Below are 14881 nucleotides of genomic sequence, written 5' to 3'. Positions count from 1 at the left end.
CAAACTGACAATGTATCGTTAAACATTCACAATATTAAACTAGATTTCCAGTAGAATAAACCTTTTTAAGCACAATATTAACCTGTTTCTACACTTTTGTATGTTAAATTTAATTATTAAAAATCTTGAATCTTCCCGGCATTTTCAAAACTAATATTGGGATAACAGGAAGGAGTACCAGATAATCATGTGGACGACAAAATAAAGCTAATGACTACATGCTAATTTTATGTATCCCCCCGACATACGGACTGATAGCTTTGCTTATTCCGTATTGGAGATTAATCTGAGATAAGGAAAATCAGCATGCAATGAAAATATTAATAATGTGCGGTGATCCCCAAGTATTAAAAGACCTGGTGTTGTGCCTCAAAATCCGTTACCAAAATCTGGAATACACAGTATCTGACAATATTACCGAAGGGACAGGGTTAATTGAAACACTATCGCCTGACCTTATCATTCTGGATTCCTATTTATTGGATTCAACAACCCAAAATATAATTATTAGTATTCGTGAATTCTCTGATATACCCATTATTATCCTTAATACGATTGGAGAAATCGGTAGCAAAGTCCAGTTTTTGGAAGATGGGGCAGATGAATGTATAGAAAAGCCAATTAACGGTATTGAGTGTCAAGCGGTTACCAATGCGCTTTTACGTCGTAATATGAATCTGGGATTTAAAGCTGAAAGCACCATTCCTATCAGCAATGGTCTGGAAGTAAATTTTAACAGGCGGGAACTTACTCAATCCGGTATCCCTGTTCATCTGACACCTATTGAATTTAGCTTATTAGCCCTGCTTGCTAGAAACAGCGGGCAGGTGCTCACCTACAGGATGCTATTAGAAAAGGTATGGGGAACAGAATATAGCGGAGATTTGAATCTCTTGAAAAAGCATATCCATAATCTGAGAGCTAAAATAGAGGTAAACCCGGAATATCCTAAAATTATTGTTACTGAAAGAGGATTAGGTTACAGCCTGATAAGGCAATTCTAATCTGGTATATTTCCCATTGGATCAAGTAGGTGAATTATTGATTGATACCTAAATTATATCGTCATAAGTTCACTAAATTAAACCGAATCTTCATTAAATATACTCACAAAAAGTATAGTCTCCACCTGTTTCGATACCTTGGCGTGATATGGTTTTGAAATAGGTTGGAGTTTGAAGATGGCAAAAGAATGTATCCTTTTAATAGATGATATAACTGACACAACTGCTATTGTTTCTTTGCTAAAAGCCGCTGAGTATCAAATTATTCTGGCCAAAAATGAAACTGACGGGCTTAAAAAAGCTTCTCAATTTCATGCGGATTTAGTAATAGTAAATCAGACTCATATCAAATTACTTCAACACGAATTATCACTTCTGATAAGGCAATTATCCTATATGCCAATACTGGTACTGGGGAGCCAAAATGAAGCTGCTGAAATTCTTGAACTTGGAGCAGATTCATTTATATCTTCACCCCCTAATCCAAGAGAGCTAAAAGCCAGGATAAATTCTATTCTCCGACCTAAACGTAAATTACCACCACATAAGATAGATGGCAGCAATAACGAAAGTAATAGCAATACGCTTAATCTCAAAACCTCATATAAGCTCACTCCTACCGAAAACCGGCTTGATTCTTGCTTAAAACAAAATCAAGGGCACTTAATAGAATACCAAAGCCTTATAAATGCAATATGGGGTGAAGATAAGATTAGGCTGGATACACTGCACTATTATATGCGACGGCTTAAGTCTAAAGTATCTTTTCCCCGGATTATTCAACAAAGGGGTATAGGTTATCTGCTCGATAGAAGTTAGTTTGTATGTTAGGAGGTGAACTTAAAAATGACGTTCGGGAGAGACCGGAAAATACCCTAGAGCCAGCTAAAAACAAGTAAAATAAGGAGAAGTCTGTATGTCAAAGCTTCACAGTACACTATCACGACGTGACTTTATGAAAGGCCTGGGTCTGGCCGGAGCCGGACTGGGCGCGGTTGCCGCATCAGCACCGGTATTTCATGACGTGGATGAATTAACATCCCTGGGTTCAAATGTTAATAGATACCCTTGGTATGTTAAAGAGAGGGAATTTAAGAATCCGACAGTAGAAATTGATTGGAACGTGCTGTCTCGTCAAAACGCCAACAATTTTAAATCCCATGCCAAGCCTACCCCGGCTGATTATGATGCGGCTGGTGTGGTTGGTCGCTATATGTACGACCTGGAAACACCTGCAGAAGCCTTGATCCTCTATGACTATTGTGAAAAAGAATTCCCCGGCTGGGACAAAGGTTGGGGCGGTTCAGGAGATGTTCGCACTACCGCTTTGGATAATGCCTGCAAATTTATGATGATGGGTATGTGGCCGGGAGATATGTATCAGGGCGGCAAACGCATAAACGTTCGCAATGCTATCATCGCCGCCGGCGGTACCGGTTCTTACAGTTCATTCCTGGGGCCGCAGTGTTTCTCAATCCGCCCGCAGGATGTGGGTGCTTCCCGTTGGCAGGGTACGCCGGAAGAGAACTACAAAACCGTGCGGAATGCCTTCCGTTTCCTGGGTGCCCAGGATGTAGGCTGTGCTGAAATAGACAGCGATACTGTTAAATTCTTCCACAGGGCCAAAGGCGGTGCCAGTGGCATGTTTGCCGGGCAGGGAGATGCAGGCGGTAAACAGGTTGCGTTCAAAGACATAGATGTACCCTACGAAACAGGCGACGAGTATGCCATACCCAACAAATGCAAATATATTATTACCTTTACTGCCCGCCAGAGTTTTGAAGGTACCCGCCGTCAGGCCGGCATTACAGAAGGTTTTGCGGTCTGGTATTCTTATGCCCGCTATATAAAGATGATGTGCCATATGCAGGAGTTTATTCGTGGCCTTGGTTACGATTGTCTGAATATGAGCGGTTTGTGTTTCTCAAATCCTCTGTCAGCCATAACCGGTTTGGGTGAGCATGGGCGGATGTCTTCTCCGACTATTCACCCCAAAAACGGCACTACTAACCGGGCCAATGGTTGGGCCTTCCTTACCGATATGCCTATAGCTCCCACCAAGCCCATAGACTTTGGGGCATACAAATTCTGTGAGACCTGCGGTATCTGTGCAGATTCCTGTCCCTTTGGCATTATCCAGAAGGGGCCTTCTACTTGGGAAAACCCTGATGCTGCCGGTAACGGTTTGGCGCAGGGTCAGTTTAGAGGTTGGCGTACTGACAATGTAAAATGTCCGCATTGTCCCACCTGTCAGGGTACCTGTCCCTTTAACTCCACATCGGAGTCCTTTATCCATGATATGGTCAAAGTTACTACTACCAATCTTCCCCTGTTTAACGGGTTCTTTGCCAACATGGAAAGGTTTATGGAATATGGCCGTAAACCGCAGTGGGAGTTCTGGGATATAGAACAACCCACCTATGGTTTTGATACCACGGCCTAGTAAAGTGAAAGGATAAGAATATGTATTTTATAGGTTTAGCTGTTGGAGCTGTATTTGCCCTGTCTATTTACTGGCTCATCAAGCAAAATAAGAAGATTACCTGGTGGCAATGGCTGATTGCCCTAATCGCTACGATTGCTCTTTTTGCGGCTGTCCAGCACTTCTACGGCTCGCTGGCCGAAAATGATACCAAAGCTGCTTGGGTAGGCATGGGTATCTTTGGCATTATTGCAGTGATTTTAGGAGTGGTTGACTGGCGTCTGATAGCCGGAAACAAAGAAAAAGTTTAATCAAAAGTCTTTCAGGTTCAATAAGCGGGGGATTTAATCCCCCCGCTTATTTATTTGTAAAAAATGTAGCTTAGACACTGAGGCAAGAGTTTATCAGATACCTCGAACTCCCCGTCTAACTATTTACGTACAAATGGCCTGTCCTATTAAAGGCAAGCCACATTATTAACTTTGGTGGAGACGGGATAAGGCCGGTCTCTCCCTGAGCGCAAAAACTTGGGTGTATTGCATAGTTTATTCTTATTAGTATCCGGCTCTTTAATGCAGATGAATGAAGATTCATTTTAAGCCATTATTATTAGCTAAGATAGCCAGTTGGGTTCTGTTTGAAACGCCCAATTTTTTCATGCAATTATAAACATATTTTTTAACAGTACTTGGAGTATATTCTAGCTTATGCCCGATATCCTTATTAGAATAACCCTTTGCCAGCAGATGCAGAATAATTTTTTCCTTTTCATTTAAATCTACTCCGAATTTATCATGTACCAGCGGAGTAGTTTCAATATTTTCTTTGGATCTTGAAATATTGGTTAGAGCTCTATACAGAATTTTGGTATCCCATATACTTATGCCGGAATATGCCATCCTTATTGCGCAGGCTAAGATTAACCGAGGGTGCTCTTTAAGTATAAACCCGTCAACCTTGCTCCTTACGGCCTCAGTCAAATACAGCTCGGAGTCAAATCCGGTGAGCATGATTACCATCTTGTCTGGATATTTATTCTTGATTTTTTTAGCCAGAGTGAATCCATCAATATCTGTGTTACCTAATTGAACATCCAGCAATACCACATCCGGATTGGTCTTTTCAATAATATCCAAACCGCTAACCGAGTCAGGGGCATCGCCTACAAGACGGATATCAGGTTCCTTTTGGAGCATAGTGGCAAGCCCCTGCCTGACTATCTCATGATCATCAATCAGTACGACCTTAATTATTTGGCCATTTGATTTCGTAGTGGGTTCATTGTTTATATTATCCTGGTTATGCATAAGTTCACCCCTATTATCGGATTATCTCATCTGATGTATGGATTGGAATCTTCACGGATATTTTTGTACCTTTACCGGGATTGCTTTCCAAATCAAAATGACCATCTACCAGTTCAGCTCTTTGTCGCATACCCTCAAGACCGCCGGGGTCTTTAGTTTGAACAGATTTTATATCAAAGCCTACCCCATTGTCTTTGATATCCATTTTTACAAATCCGCTTTGATATCCGATATTTACCCATATATTTTTAGTGCTGCAACTATGGTTTTCTATATTTAGCAGAGCCTCGTGAAAAATCCGGTAGAGCGTTGTTTCAATAATGGGGTCAAGTTTAATCGGCTGGTTATCCTTTAACTGTGTGCTGATGCCTGCTTTGCTCTCTAAATTACCCAATTCTTGTCTCATCATCTCAATCAGCCCGTAACGTGCAAGGGTTGAGGGGTAGAGTGTTCTCATAATGTTTCTGGTCTCGGCCAGAGCATTTTTAGCTCTGCTAAGTACATTTTCAACGGGTATTCTGATGGATTCATCGCTTTGTTCTTTTAGTTCATTTGCCAAATGGCAGAGATTAATCAGGTCTTGAGTTACCCGGTCATGCAGCTCAATTGCAATCCGTTTTCTTTCTTTTTCCTGAGCTCTTAAGTATTCACTGGTAAGTTTACGCAGTTTCTGGTTGTAAACTTTTAGTTTGCGCATTGTATCCCTGAGTTCGCTTGTGCGCTCTTTAACTTTTAGCTCCAGTTCTTGATTTCTTTGCACCTCTTCGGTACTGTTCCTTACTACAATCTGGATGTAAGCCTTGCCGTTAAAGGTGAATGCTCGTCCCTTTCCCTCAGAATGAATAACCGCACCTTTAGCTCTCACATCGTCAAATTCTACTTTGCCATAGCCCTGCTTGAGTGTTTTTCGCATAATAGATGTGCATTTTTTTCGCTGGTTTGCAGGGTGGGTATCCCATATTTCCATTTTTATCAGATCTTCAAACTTAAATCCGGTTAATAGCTCATATTCCTTGTTGCAGTTAACAATTTGACCGGTTAAGGCATCTATCAGGACAATGGCATCAGCCGAAGTCTCAAATAACATGCGATATATTCCGTTACTTTGGTCAAATTCGCATTCTTTCATTATTGAAGTATCTTCCATGGTGACACCTCGCTCTATTACCATTTTATCTTTCAATTATACATGAGTGATATCTACTTTAGATACCTATTTCGTAACCTATTGCCTAGTAATTTTAAGCATTAAGGCCGATGCCGGGGAAAAACTAAGATGTTATTCTAACCCTTATATACTTTCATTTTAAACTGTCCTTGAAGAAGGAGAATACATGGCTTTGACATTCGGGAGAGACCGGGAATGTTCGGTAAATCAAAAATAGTTAAGGAGGTTTATATGTCAAAATTTCATTGCACAGTAAACAGGCGGGACTTTATGAAAGCTCTGGGCCTTGGTGTGGCAGGAATCGGGGCAGTAAGCGCCACAACCCCTGTATTCCGTGATTTAGATGAAGTGGCCAGCTCACCTAAAGCTGTTTTACATCGTGGCTGGTATGTAAAAGAAAGAGATTATGGCGACCCCACGATAGAAATCGATTGGAGCCTTATGAAACGCCGCGATTTGCGTGGGTACTCCAATTGGGACTTTCCCACCCTGATGTTCACCTACCCGGGCGGACCTGAGGCCTTTCAGAAGCATTTACACGACCAAGGTACTGCCGTGACTGCAAAAGCAAAGGAGATTTGGCCTGAATATACAGGACCTTCTACCAGGACTTATGCCTTATCAAATGCCTTCGCTGCTTCAGCGTACAGCAACTCCGGGTATGTCCTTAATGCCAATCAATTCGGCATGAAAACGATAGCCCCTGCCCCCCGCCCTCAGGATATTGGTATGCCTGTCTGGCAGGGAACACCGGAAGAAAATACGGCTATGATACGGGCAGTTTTCAGTTTAGTAGGGTTGGGCCCGATGATAGGTACCACCATGCTGGATGAAAAGTCTGAAAACTTCGTTTGGGAATACAACGGCAAAGGCGTAACAGGCGGAGACGCCAAGTATGGGAACAAACACATTATCTTTGACCCTAATATCTCCGAAGCATACAGCGATGATACTACTTTCCGTATACCTACTTCGCATAAGTACGTGATTGCTACCCATAACCTGTCTTGTGACGAATTTTTGCGTACAGGTCTTTCAGGTTCAGGTGCTTATGGCACTGAAGAAATGTCTTATGTTCGGGTGGCATATGCAAAGAGTGTAGTTGAACAATTTATCCGTGGCTTGGGGTACAACGTAGCTTATGGGCATGATCTTCAGGCAGCCACCGCCTGGGATATCTGGAGCGGAGTCGGTGAACATTGCCGCATGGGTCAGATTACCGGGTCGCCTGAGTTGGGCGGTTTACTGCGCACCCACGCTGTCTTTTACACGGACTTGCCTCTGGAGTTGACCAAACCTATAGATGCCGGTTTCGCTAAATTTTGTGAGACCTGCGGAACTTGTGCTGATACCTGCCCCGTAGGTGCTATATCTCCGCGCGGTGTTGACCGAAACTGGGATTCCAATACTGGTCAAGATTGGGTGAATGACAAGCAGGCCGGAGGCACTCAGGTAATGTATAACATGCCGGGCTTTAAGGGTTGGCGCTGTAATTCGTTCGCTTGTGCTTTTTCACCTTGCGGCAGCGCATGTAAAGGTGCCTGTCCGTTCAATACAATAGCTGACGGCAGCTTTATTCATAGCATAGTAAAATCAACTGTGGCTACAACCCCTGTTTTTAACAGTTTTTTCACCAGTATGGAGGGTATTCTGCACTACGGTAAACAGGATAAGGACCCGGAAAAATGGTGGAATAATCCTGAAGCATGGCATATTTATGGTACCAATCCGAATAACCTACGCCAATAATAATAGGAGGAGAGAATTTTATGCAGTACTTCATTCCCTTTGCACTAATTGGAGCAGTTGTAGCCATCGGCATATACGAATTCGTTAAGTGGTTGCGACGCAATGGCATAAAGGCGATTTGGTATGAATGGCTGATGGGGGCTGTTGGTCTGGTGCTGCTTTTATTGGGTATCCAGCACTTCTTTGGAGCTATGTCTGAGCTTTTCTATTTTGCGGCTTGGATGGGACTTACGATTATAGGTGTACCAGCCTTGATACTTATGCTGGTTGCCTGGCAGTTAATAGCTAGGAGAGCAAAACAGTCTTAGGTTAGGAAATAGCCATAGGTATTTAGAGAGGGGGGAGCTTGCTCCCCCCTTCTTTTGTTTCCATGGTTTTAATTCTACGTAGAGATAAGGAGTTTTTAGATAATCTATATTCCCCGTCCGAATTCTTACGTTCAAGTGCCCTGCCCTAGCAAGGACAAGCCATGTTATTAGCTTTGGTAGAGACGGGGAAAGGTCGGCGCGGCTTGAAACACGGAATCTGGAGTTTATTGTGTATTGCAGTAGTATGAGCATAACTTTCTTTTGAAGGGGTTCTTGTTCGAACACCCTAGTCTTATGGTTAAGCTAAGTCGTGGTAAAGATAGAATAAAATGGTATCACTGGTAAGAGTAGGCCAAGGGAGTTGTGTACCTGCCAGAAAAGCAAACTTTAGGGAGAATCCTGATAAGAAAACATGTATCCTTTACCTGCAACATTAAGGAGATACTTTGGATGAGATGGGTCATCTTCTATTTTTTCACGCAGATGCCTGATATTTACCCGGATTCTTTCATAGACCTTTTCGCCCCAAACTTTCTGAGCTAATATCTCATTGCTGACACATCGTCCGTTAGAACGCATTAGGTGGTATAGAATTTGCCCTTCTATGTTTGTTAATCTGATAATTTCCTCTTTTTTGTAGAGCTGAGTAATTGACCGCCCAAAGCGGAATGGACCGCATTCAATTTCTAAGTTAACTTCTGGGGGGCGCAACCGTCGGCTGATTGCCTTGACACGGGCTAGCAGTTCCATTTGGCGGAATGGTTTGACCAAATAGTCATCGGCTCCAAGAGAGAGCGCTTTGACAATATCAACCTCGTCACTTCTAACAGTAAGAACAATCACAGGGGTTTCAGAGAATAATCTAATTCTCCTTAGTACTTCATAACCATTTATGTCAGGCAAGCCAATGTCAAGAATAACTACATCCGGTTTTTCGGTTTCAATCATTTCGAGCCCATATTCACCGAAGTCAGCTTCTATAAGGTGCAAGTCAGGCCATCCAAGTTTAAATGCTAACCGCACAATCTCAATTGTTTGGGCATCATCTTCAATGATTAGAATTTTCATATACACTCAGCCTAAAAGTTTCTATTTAGTGGTAAGATAATATCACAAATTGTGCCGTAGCCTTCTTGGCTACTTATTTTAATCTGTCCATGGTGGAGGTCTACAAATGTTTTTGAAAGGGCTAATCCGAGTCCAAGCCCTCCGGAACTTTCTATAGCTGTTAGTTTATCATTATATGCCATCAACAATCGTTTCTGTTTGTCTTTCGATATCCCTAAACCGGTATCCTCTATACGGATAATTAGCGAATTCTCTTCACTGAATGCGTTCAATTTAATGGTGCCATTCCGGGGTGTGAATTTCAGGGAATTACCTAAAACATTCATAATAATCTGTTTGAGGCGAAGAGGGTCTGCTTCAATCGCAGGCAAATTGTGTTGCACAACAAATTCAAGAGATTGATTTTTACTTTGTACTTGCGGTTGTACGTACTCAACAATATTGGATAATAGTTTTCCGCAATCCACTTTTTCAGTATTTAATGTGAGAATCCCTAATTCTCCCCGGACTAAATCAAATAAATCGTTCATGCGATTTTCAAGTTCTTCTGCGCCCTTGTTGATTTGATAAGCTAGTGCGTGGGTATCATCAGAAGGCAATATTTTTAATAGCATGTCACTGGCGGCTACAATTGGAGTAAGCGGAGTTTTTAATTCATGTATTAATATTCGTGTGAATTCTGTCCGTTTCTTGAATTCATTTTCAAGTTGGAGATTGAGTGCTTTTTCCTTCTCATACATATCTTGCAGTTTGGTTTCAAATTCTTTCCGCAAAGAAATGTCCCTGATTATGGATAAAAAAACCATCTTGCCATTTATCTCAAACTGATGTGCATTTACTTCATGTTGCAAAATTTTACCGGATTTAGATTTGTGTTGTAATTCATAAGTAGCACCTTCTCCGCCTAAATCAGCGTCCATTGCTCGTGACAGCATGGATTCACTGGCGTCAGAATGAGGCTGGAAAAACGGAATAGGCTTGCCAATCATCTCCTCTCTGGTATATTCAAAACGTTGGCAAGCTTTATCGTTTACTTCTAGAACCACAGAGTCTCTTTTGTTGCGGTATGCTTCCCAAAGTATGATGGCATCACTGGCATTGTTAAAGATTACGTTGAAAATGCGTTTATCATCTTTAAGCGAAAATGTATTTTTGGTCTGTGTATGTGCCATTTTCGGCAATATTTCGGGTTTTTCTGATAGAGTCTCGCCGTATCTGCAATTACATGTTAAATGATTTTGGTGTGCTGTGATTGTACTAGAATTCTTCTGTATGAGATTGATATTCCTTATAAACAAGCAGATGCATTCAATATCAAGGTATTTTAAATAAGTGTCAGTTATTTCAACTGGTATGCGTATTCCTCTTTTTGATAGGAATACTGATATTCGGATTGCCGTTCCGTATATTTTTAGTTTGTCCCAATGGCTATGCCATTGAGGTATAGGTAACGTGGTGCATATTTGATTTACATTCATATTCGCTAGTTCTGTCAGGTTATATCCGGTGAGGTCTGAAAGGGCTTTATTTGAATATACGAGTTTGCCCTGCTCATTTAACAGGCAAACGGCAGTAGTCGAATTATCTAATATTAGTCGGAAAAAAGAATTAGAAATGCCAGTCATAATAAATTACACCAAAAATTACGCAATATACCTACTTGTTTATTGAATTATAGACTTACAAGCTAATAAATGTCACTAGCAATTTATTCTGTGTAATTACACATCGGTTAAAGAAGTTAACAGTAATTAACTGATTGATAATACGCATGAGGATTATTATTGGTTTACTGCGGCAATAACTATCGTTAGTCGGAGGAGGTAACGACTAGAACAACTGCACGTGAGAGACTAAAGTAAAAAGGAGGAATTCTATGAGTAAATTGCATTCTACTGTAACTCGTCGGGATTTTATGAAAGCCCTTGGACTAACTGGGGCAGGGCTGGGTGTGGCTGCTGCGACTACCCCCGTATTTAATGACTTAGATGATGTAAAGGCCGCTTCTCAAGCAGATTGGAAACGCCCCTGGTGGGTAAAACAGGTTGATAAGCCTACTATTGAAATTGATTGGCAGATGCTGCAACGCTGGGATCAGCGCACTAACCTGCATTTCCCCCATAATATGGATAAATACCTTGGGGAAGGAGCTATGGCAAGAGCTTCCATAGAAGGAACCGCAAAAAAACTACAACGCATGCAAGATGGTACACCCGGTTATAGTCTGAAAGATCAGGCACTTTCTACAGGCGCTATAGGATTGACATCAAACTTTGATCTTTTATCTTTTATTAACTATCTGCCTCTCAAAGTGATAACTCCCGAAGAACAAGGACTTCCCAAGTACCAGGGCACTCCTGAAGAAAATACCCGAATGATGCGGGCTGCAATGAGGTTTTTTGGTGCAGGGCAAGTAAGTGTTTGGCAGTTAGAAGAAAGCACTACGAAAAAGTTGATCTATGCTTGGGATAGGGGAACCCTATGGGGATTGCCTTATGGTACGTACGGCTCATCTTGCAAACCGTATGTATTTGAGGATGTTGAAAAATCATACGAGACAGACAGTAAATATGTTATTGCGAATAATTGTAAATATGTAATTTCGTACACCGTACCTATGGCTAAAGAAGCTTGGCGTTGTGCACCCACAGCCATAAGGGATGCTGCCAATATGAGCAGGTATAGAATACAGGGGAATATTCAAACAGGTACTCAGAAGTTTTTGGCAAGTTTGGGGTACCAAGCTTTGGGTGCTCCAAAGGGTAATCCCAATGGTATTTGCCCTGCTCCAGCCGCGTTGATTCTATCCGGTATTGGTGAAGCGAATCGGATAAATCAATTTATAACTCCGGAAGAAGGCAGTACTGCAGGCGGACCCTATATGATAATTACTGATCTGCCTTTAGCACCTGATAAACCGATAGACGCGGGTCTATTCCGTTTTTGCCATTCTTGCCGCAAATGTGCTGAGACTTGCCCGTCTGAGTCTATTATGCTTGAAGCAGAACCAAAATGGGATTGTGCGCCTTATCAAAGCCCTGGACACAAGGCATTCTTCAAGAATGACCTTAATTGCAATTACTATTCAAATGTGCAGGGTTTTGCAGGCTGCGGTATCTGTATGGCAGTATGTACATTTAACGTTAATGATGTAGCATCAATACATCATGTAGTAAAGGCAACAGTAAGCACTACCGGTCTCCTTAACAGCTTCCTTTGGAAAGCAGATAGTGCTTTTGGTTATGGACTCAAGGATCCGAATGACTGGTGGGGTTTATCTCTTCCTCAATATGGGTTTGATTCTACTATCTATGCAAATAATGGCGGGTACAAAAAGTAGGAGGTTAATATATGTGGTTTATAATAGGTATCATTATTGGCGCCATCGTACTGAGTTTAATACAATGGATGCGAAATAAAAATATATCTGGTACTTGGTATGAATGGCTGATTGGTTTTGCAGGTCTTGTTTTGCTGTTATTTACTGTCCAGAACTTCTTTGGTAGTTTGGCGGAAGTAGAGAGTAAAGCTGCTTACATGTTCCTGTTAGTTACCGGTTTGCCGGCTGTGGTATTGCTGGCACTTAGCTGGCAGTTGGCTGCTAGAAGGGTAAAGAAAGCCTAAGCTAAGTTTTCTTGATGCGCTGAAGCGGGGGAGTTAATTCCCCCGCTTTATCATTTCGGCGATTTGCTTGGTTTGGAAGACCAGGTTTTATCCAATAAGCAAACTCCTCGTTCTGATTATTACGCTCAAATGGCCGACCCTATTAAAGGCAAGCCATATTTCTGGTGTGTGACTTACAATAAATCTGTTGGCAGATTACCTATATCTCTGACAATTTCACATTTAATAGTTCTCTGGATTTGTATTAAATTTGTGTTGAATAAATTCTATCCGGATGGTCAATTACACCTTTATCCTTAGTTGAATCATCGTATCTCAAACGTATGAATACCATCTATTTTTTAAATCATTATTTTTCGCAAATTGTATCGAAGTGTTAATTAATTTAACAACAATTAACTGATTATTCACATACAAGGGCATTATAGTGAAAGTGAAATTCTGCCCATAAAGGGGAATGGTCATTAAAATCAAGACTGTTTGGTTGTCCAAATGAAAGGAGGGAATAATATCCTACTGTAACCCATCGGGACCATATGAAGGTTCTGGGATTAATTGGGGTCGGGTGCTGTTGCCGTAACTTTTTCTGTGTTCAATGACTTGGATGATATCAAATCAGCATCCCAAACCGATAGAGAATGTATTTGGTGGGTAAAACAGGCGGGTGATTTAACTATTGGAATTGACGGGCGATTGATGCAACGCTGAATTAAAAGCATAGAGTGTTTTCGTTGTGTAATTAAGTGTAAACGATATTGAGAATGTCATTTACACACAAAACAGAATGACACCCTAGGTCATTCTGTCGAAGGGAAATAATAAGACAGGAAGGTTAAAAAATATGGTAGACCCCCAAAAATGGGATTTAAACCGTAGAGATTTCATTAAAAAAACCGGGCTTGCTTCTGTGGCAGCAACGGCTGTTGTTGCAGTAAATACCACTGGTATAATCGCCGACGAATTTGTAAAACCGGGTATAAAAGCAATGGACCCGCTTGGTAATGCATCTATCAAAAGGGAGCTTCCGGAGAATTTTTACAAAAAGATAGAACATAGACCTGGTTACATAGGAACCACTCAAATTGTTTCATCTGGTGAAAGAATGGACGCCAGGGAACATGGATTCGCACAAATTGTACGCAGGTCTTCCACAGGAGACTGGTCTGGTGAACCGGGTGATTGGGGACCAGTTTTACTTGCTGCAGTGAAAGAAAAGAATAAACACTTAGCAGAGATATCCGACATAGAAAGATTAGATTATACTTGGAGCTCTACCTTACAAGTTGCAATGGATAGATGGCATATAAATCTTGCTCCGGGGAAATTTGAACCTGCCCCCATAAGTGCAACAAAAGTGGAAATGTCACCAGCGGAAGCTACTGCCAAGATAAAAAAAATGGCTCGTTGGCTTGGTGCCGAGCAAGTCGGAATCTGTGAAGTGACTGAAGACATGAAACCATTCTTTTATAGTATTGGCAGAAAACACGGAAATTATTCAGGGCCTGTTGCAAATTATGAAGAAGATGAAGGCCGAGAAATACCGTGGCCTTATCCATATAAATACTGCATCGTCTTGGCAGATAAATGTGATACGGACACTCTGAGTGCCTTAGAAGGCCCTCTCGTTGAAGCTAGTGCTAGAGTCTCATGTTCTATCTGTGATTTTCTCCCACATTACCTTGAATCAATAATAAGAGCATTAGGATATGATGCAAAGGCAAATCCCTTCAGTGACACGGATATAATTGAAGCTCCCTTTGCCGTTAAAGCCGGTCTCGGTGAACTCGGGCGAAGTGGTTTGTTGGTATCACCTTGGGGCGCTCAACTCAGACTGCTTGAGGTGTTCACCAACATGCCATTAGTACCAGATATGCCTATAGATTTTGGACTTCAAGAGTTTTGTAAAGTCTGTAAAAAGTGCGCTGAAAATTGTCCTTCTCAAGCTATTTCAATGGATGATGAACCTAGCGAAGTAATAACTACCGTAAAATCTATCCGTTGGCTGCAAGATGAGAAAAAATGTTTGGCACGAAGATTAGCCTATGGCTGTGCCAAATGCCAAAGTGTATGTCCTTGGTCAAAACCAGATACTCTGATGCATGAAATTGGACGTATGATAGGGCAAAATCCCGCTTTGGCCTCATTTTTAGTCAAAGTAGATGATTTCTTTTATAACAGATTCCCCGAAGGTCATAGTGCTGCGGATTATGCTCCATGGAGATAAATCAAGT

General features: G+C 41.6%; 13 protein-coding genes. 9 read left to right on the top strand and 4 right to left on the bottom strand.

Annotated elements, in window-relative coordinates; translation table 11 throughout:
- The first annotated feature begins 311 nt into the window (after positions 1-311).
- From X794_RS06450 to X794_RS06435, 4 genes are all read left to right on the top strand, one after another.
- On the top strand, positions 312-1004 hold the full coding sequence (locus tag X794_RS06450) for a winged helix-turn-helix domain-containing protein (protein ID WP_011309919.1): 693 nt from the start codon (positions 312-314) through the stop codon (positions 1002-1004).
- Between the two features lie 177 nt (positions 1005-1181).
- Positions 1182-1823: a response regulator transcription factor gene (locus X794_RS06445; protein WP_011309918.1), complete on the top strand. Its 642-nt coding sequence runs from the start codon at positions 1182-1184 to the stop codon at positions 1821-1823.
- Positions 1824-1920: 97 nt separating this feature from the next.
- Positions 1921-3447 carry a reductive dehalogenase gene (locus X794_RS06440; RefSeq protein ID WP_011309917.1) on the top strand — a complete coding sequence of 509 codons (1527 nt, stop codon included), beginning with the start codon at positions 1921-1923 and terminating at the stop codon, positions 3445-3447.
- A 20-nt stretch (positions 3448-3467) separates the two neighbouring features.
- Positions 3468-3737, top strand: coding sequence for a hypothetical protein (locus X794_RS06435; RefSeq protein WP_011309916.1), 270 nt, complete (start codon positions 3468-3470; stop codon positions 3735-3737).
- A 279-nt stretch (positions 3738-4016) separates the two neighbouring features.
- On the opposite strand, the gene X794_RS06430 is transcribed toward X794_RS06435, so the two are convergent.
- Both X794_RS06430 and X794_RS06425 read right to left on the bottom strand, forming a co-directional pair.
- On the bottom strand, positions 4017-4733 hold the full coding sequence (locus tag X794_RS06430; RefSeq protein ID WP_011309915.1) for a response regulator transcription factor: 717 nt from the start codon (positions 4731-4733) through the stop codon (positions 4017-4019).
- A gap of 13 nt (positions 4734-4746) precedes the next feature.
- Positions 4747-5880: a PAS domain-containing sensor histidine kinase gene (locus X794_RS06425; protein WP_034376065.1), complete on the bottom strand. Its 1134-nt coding sequence runs from the start codon at positions 5878-5880 to the stop codon at positions 4747-4749.
- Between the two features lie 252 nt (positions 5881-6132).
- Here X794_RS06425 and X794_RS06420 point away from each other — a divergent pair, with 252 nt between their 5' ends.
- Together X794_RS06420 and X794_RS06415 are read left to right on the top strand one after the other, a co-directional pair.
- A complete protein-coding gene (locus X794_RS06420) occupies positions 6133-7650 on the top strand; it encodes a reductive dehalogenase (protein ID WP_011309913.1) in 1518 nt (505 codons plus the stop codon).
- A gap of 20 nt (positions 7651-7670) precedes the next feature.
- Complete coding sequence (locus X794_RS06415) at positions 7671-7958, top strand: hypothetical protein (RefSeq protein ID WP_011309912.1); 288 nt, start codon at positions 7671-7673, stop codon at positions 7956-7958.
- Between the two features lie 387 nt (positions 7959-8345).
- On the opposite strand, the gene X794_RS06410 is transcribed toward X794_RS06415, so the two are convergent.
- Positions 8346-9026 (bottom strand): response regulator transcription factor, encoded by a 681-nt coding sequence (locus X794_RS06410; RefSeq protein WP_041219051.1) that lies wholly within the window; start codon positions 9024-9026, stop codon positions 8346-8348.
- An 11-nt stretch (positions 9027-9037) separates the two neighbouring features.
- Positions 9038-10651, bottom strand: coding sequence for a sensor histidine kinase (locus X794_RS06405; RefSeq protein WP_011309910.1), 1614 nt, complete (start codon positions 10649-10651; stop codon positions 9038-9040).
- Between the two features lie 251 nt (positions 10652-10902).
- Here X794_RS06405 and X794_RS06400 point away from each other — a divergent pair, with 251 nt between their 5' ends.
- From X794_RS06400 to X794_RS06390, 3 genes are all read left to right on the top strand, one after another.
- Positions 10903-12366 (top strand): reductive dehalogenase, encoded by a 1464-nt coding sequence (locus tag X794_RS06400; RefSeq protein ID WP_011309909.1) that lies wholly within the window; start codon positions 10903-10905, stop codon positions 12364-12366.
- Between the two features lie 11 nt (positions 12367-12377).
- Positions 12378-12650 (top strand): hypothetical protein, encoded by a 273-nt coding sequence (locus X794_RS06395; RefSeq protein ID WP_011309908.1) that lies wholly within the window; start codon positions 12378-12380, stop codon positions 12648-12650.
- Between the two features lie 841 nt (positions 12651-13491).
- Entirely contained in the window at positions 13492-14874 is a 1383-nt protein-coding gene (locus X794_RS06390; protein WP_011309906.1) for a reductive dehalogenase, read from the top strand.
- The last annotated feature ends 7 nt before the right edge of the window (positions 14875-14881 follow it).

The organism is Dehalococcoides mccartyi CG5, assembly GCF_000830885.1.
Lineage (GTDB): Bacteria > Chloroflexota > Dehalococcoidia > Dehalococcoidales > Dehalococcoidaceae > Dehalococcoides > Dehalococcoides mccartyi_B.
Note: the sequence above shows the minus strand (reverse complement) of the source record. Positions and strands in the feature narration are given on the sequence as shown.

Bases quoted from the DNA above. Each gene is read 5' to 3' on its own strand.
- X794_RS06445 (WP_011309918.1), top strand. From the start codon at position 1,182: ATGGCAAAAGAATGTATCCTTTTAATAGATGATATAACTGACACAACT.
- X794_RS06450 (WP_011309919.1), top strand. From the start codon at position 312: ATGAAAATATTAATAATGTGCGGTGATCCCCAAGTATTAAAAGACCTG.
- X794_RS06410 (WP_041219051.1), bottom strand. From the start codon at position 9,026: ATGAAAATTCTAATCATTGAAGATGATGCCCAAACAATTGAGATTGTG.
- X794_RS06440 (WP_011309917.1), top strand. From the start codon at position 1,921: ATGTCAAAGCTTCACAGTACACTATCACGACGTGACTTTATGAAAGGC.
- X794_RS06390 (WP_011309906.1), top strand. From the start codon at position 13,492: ATGGTAGACCCCCAAAAATGGGATTTAAACCGTAGAGATTTCATTAAA.
- X794_RS06435 (WP_011309916.1), top strand. From the start codon at position 3,468: ATGTATTTTATAGGTTTAGCTGTTGGAGCTGTATTTGCCCTGTCTATT.
- X794_RS06425 (WP_034376065.1), bottom strand. From the start codon at position 5,880: ATGGAAGATACTTCAATAATGAAAGAATGCGAATTTGACCAAAGTAAC.
- X794_RS06400 (WP_011309909.1), top strand. From the start codon at position 10,903: ATGAGTAAATTGCATTCTACTGTAACTCGTCGGGATTTTATGAAAGCC.
- X794_RS06430 (WP_011309915.1), bottom strand. From the start codon at position 4,733: ATGCATAACCAGGATAATATAAACAATGAACCCACTACGAAATCAAAT.
- X794_RS06415 (WP_011309912.1), top strand. From the start codon at position 7,671: ATGCAGTACTTCATTCCCTTTGCACTAATTGGAGCAGTTGTAGCCATC.
- X794_RS06395 (WP_011309908.1), top strand. From the start codon at position 12,378: ATGTGGTTTATAATAGGTATCATTATTGGCGCCATCGTACTGAGTTTA.
- X794_RS06405 (WP_011309910.1), bottom strand. From the start codon at position 10,651: ATGACTGGCATTTCTAATTCTTTTTTCCGACTAATATTAGATAATTCG.
- X794_RS06420 (WP_011309913.1), top strand. From the start codon at position 6,133: ATGTCAAAATTTCATTGCACAGTAAACAGGCGGGACTTTATGAAAGCT.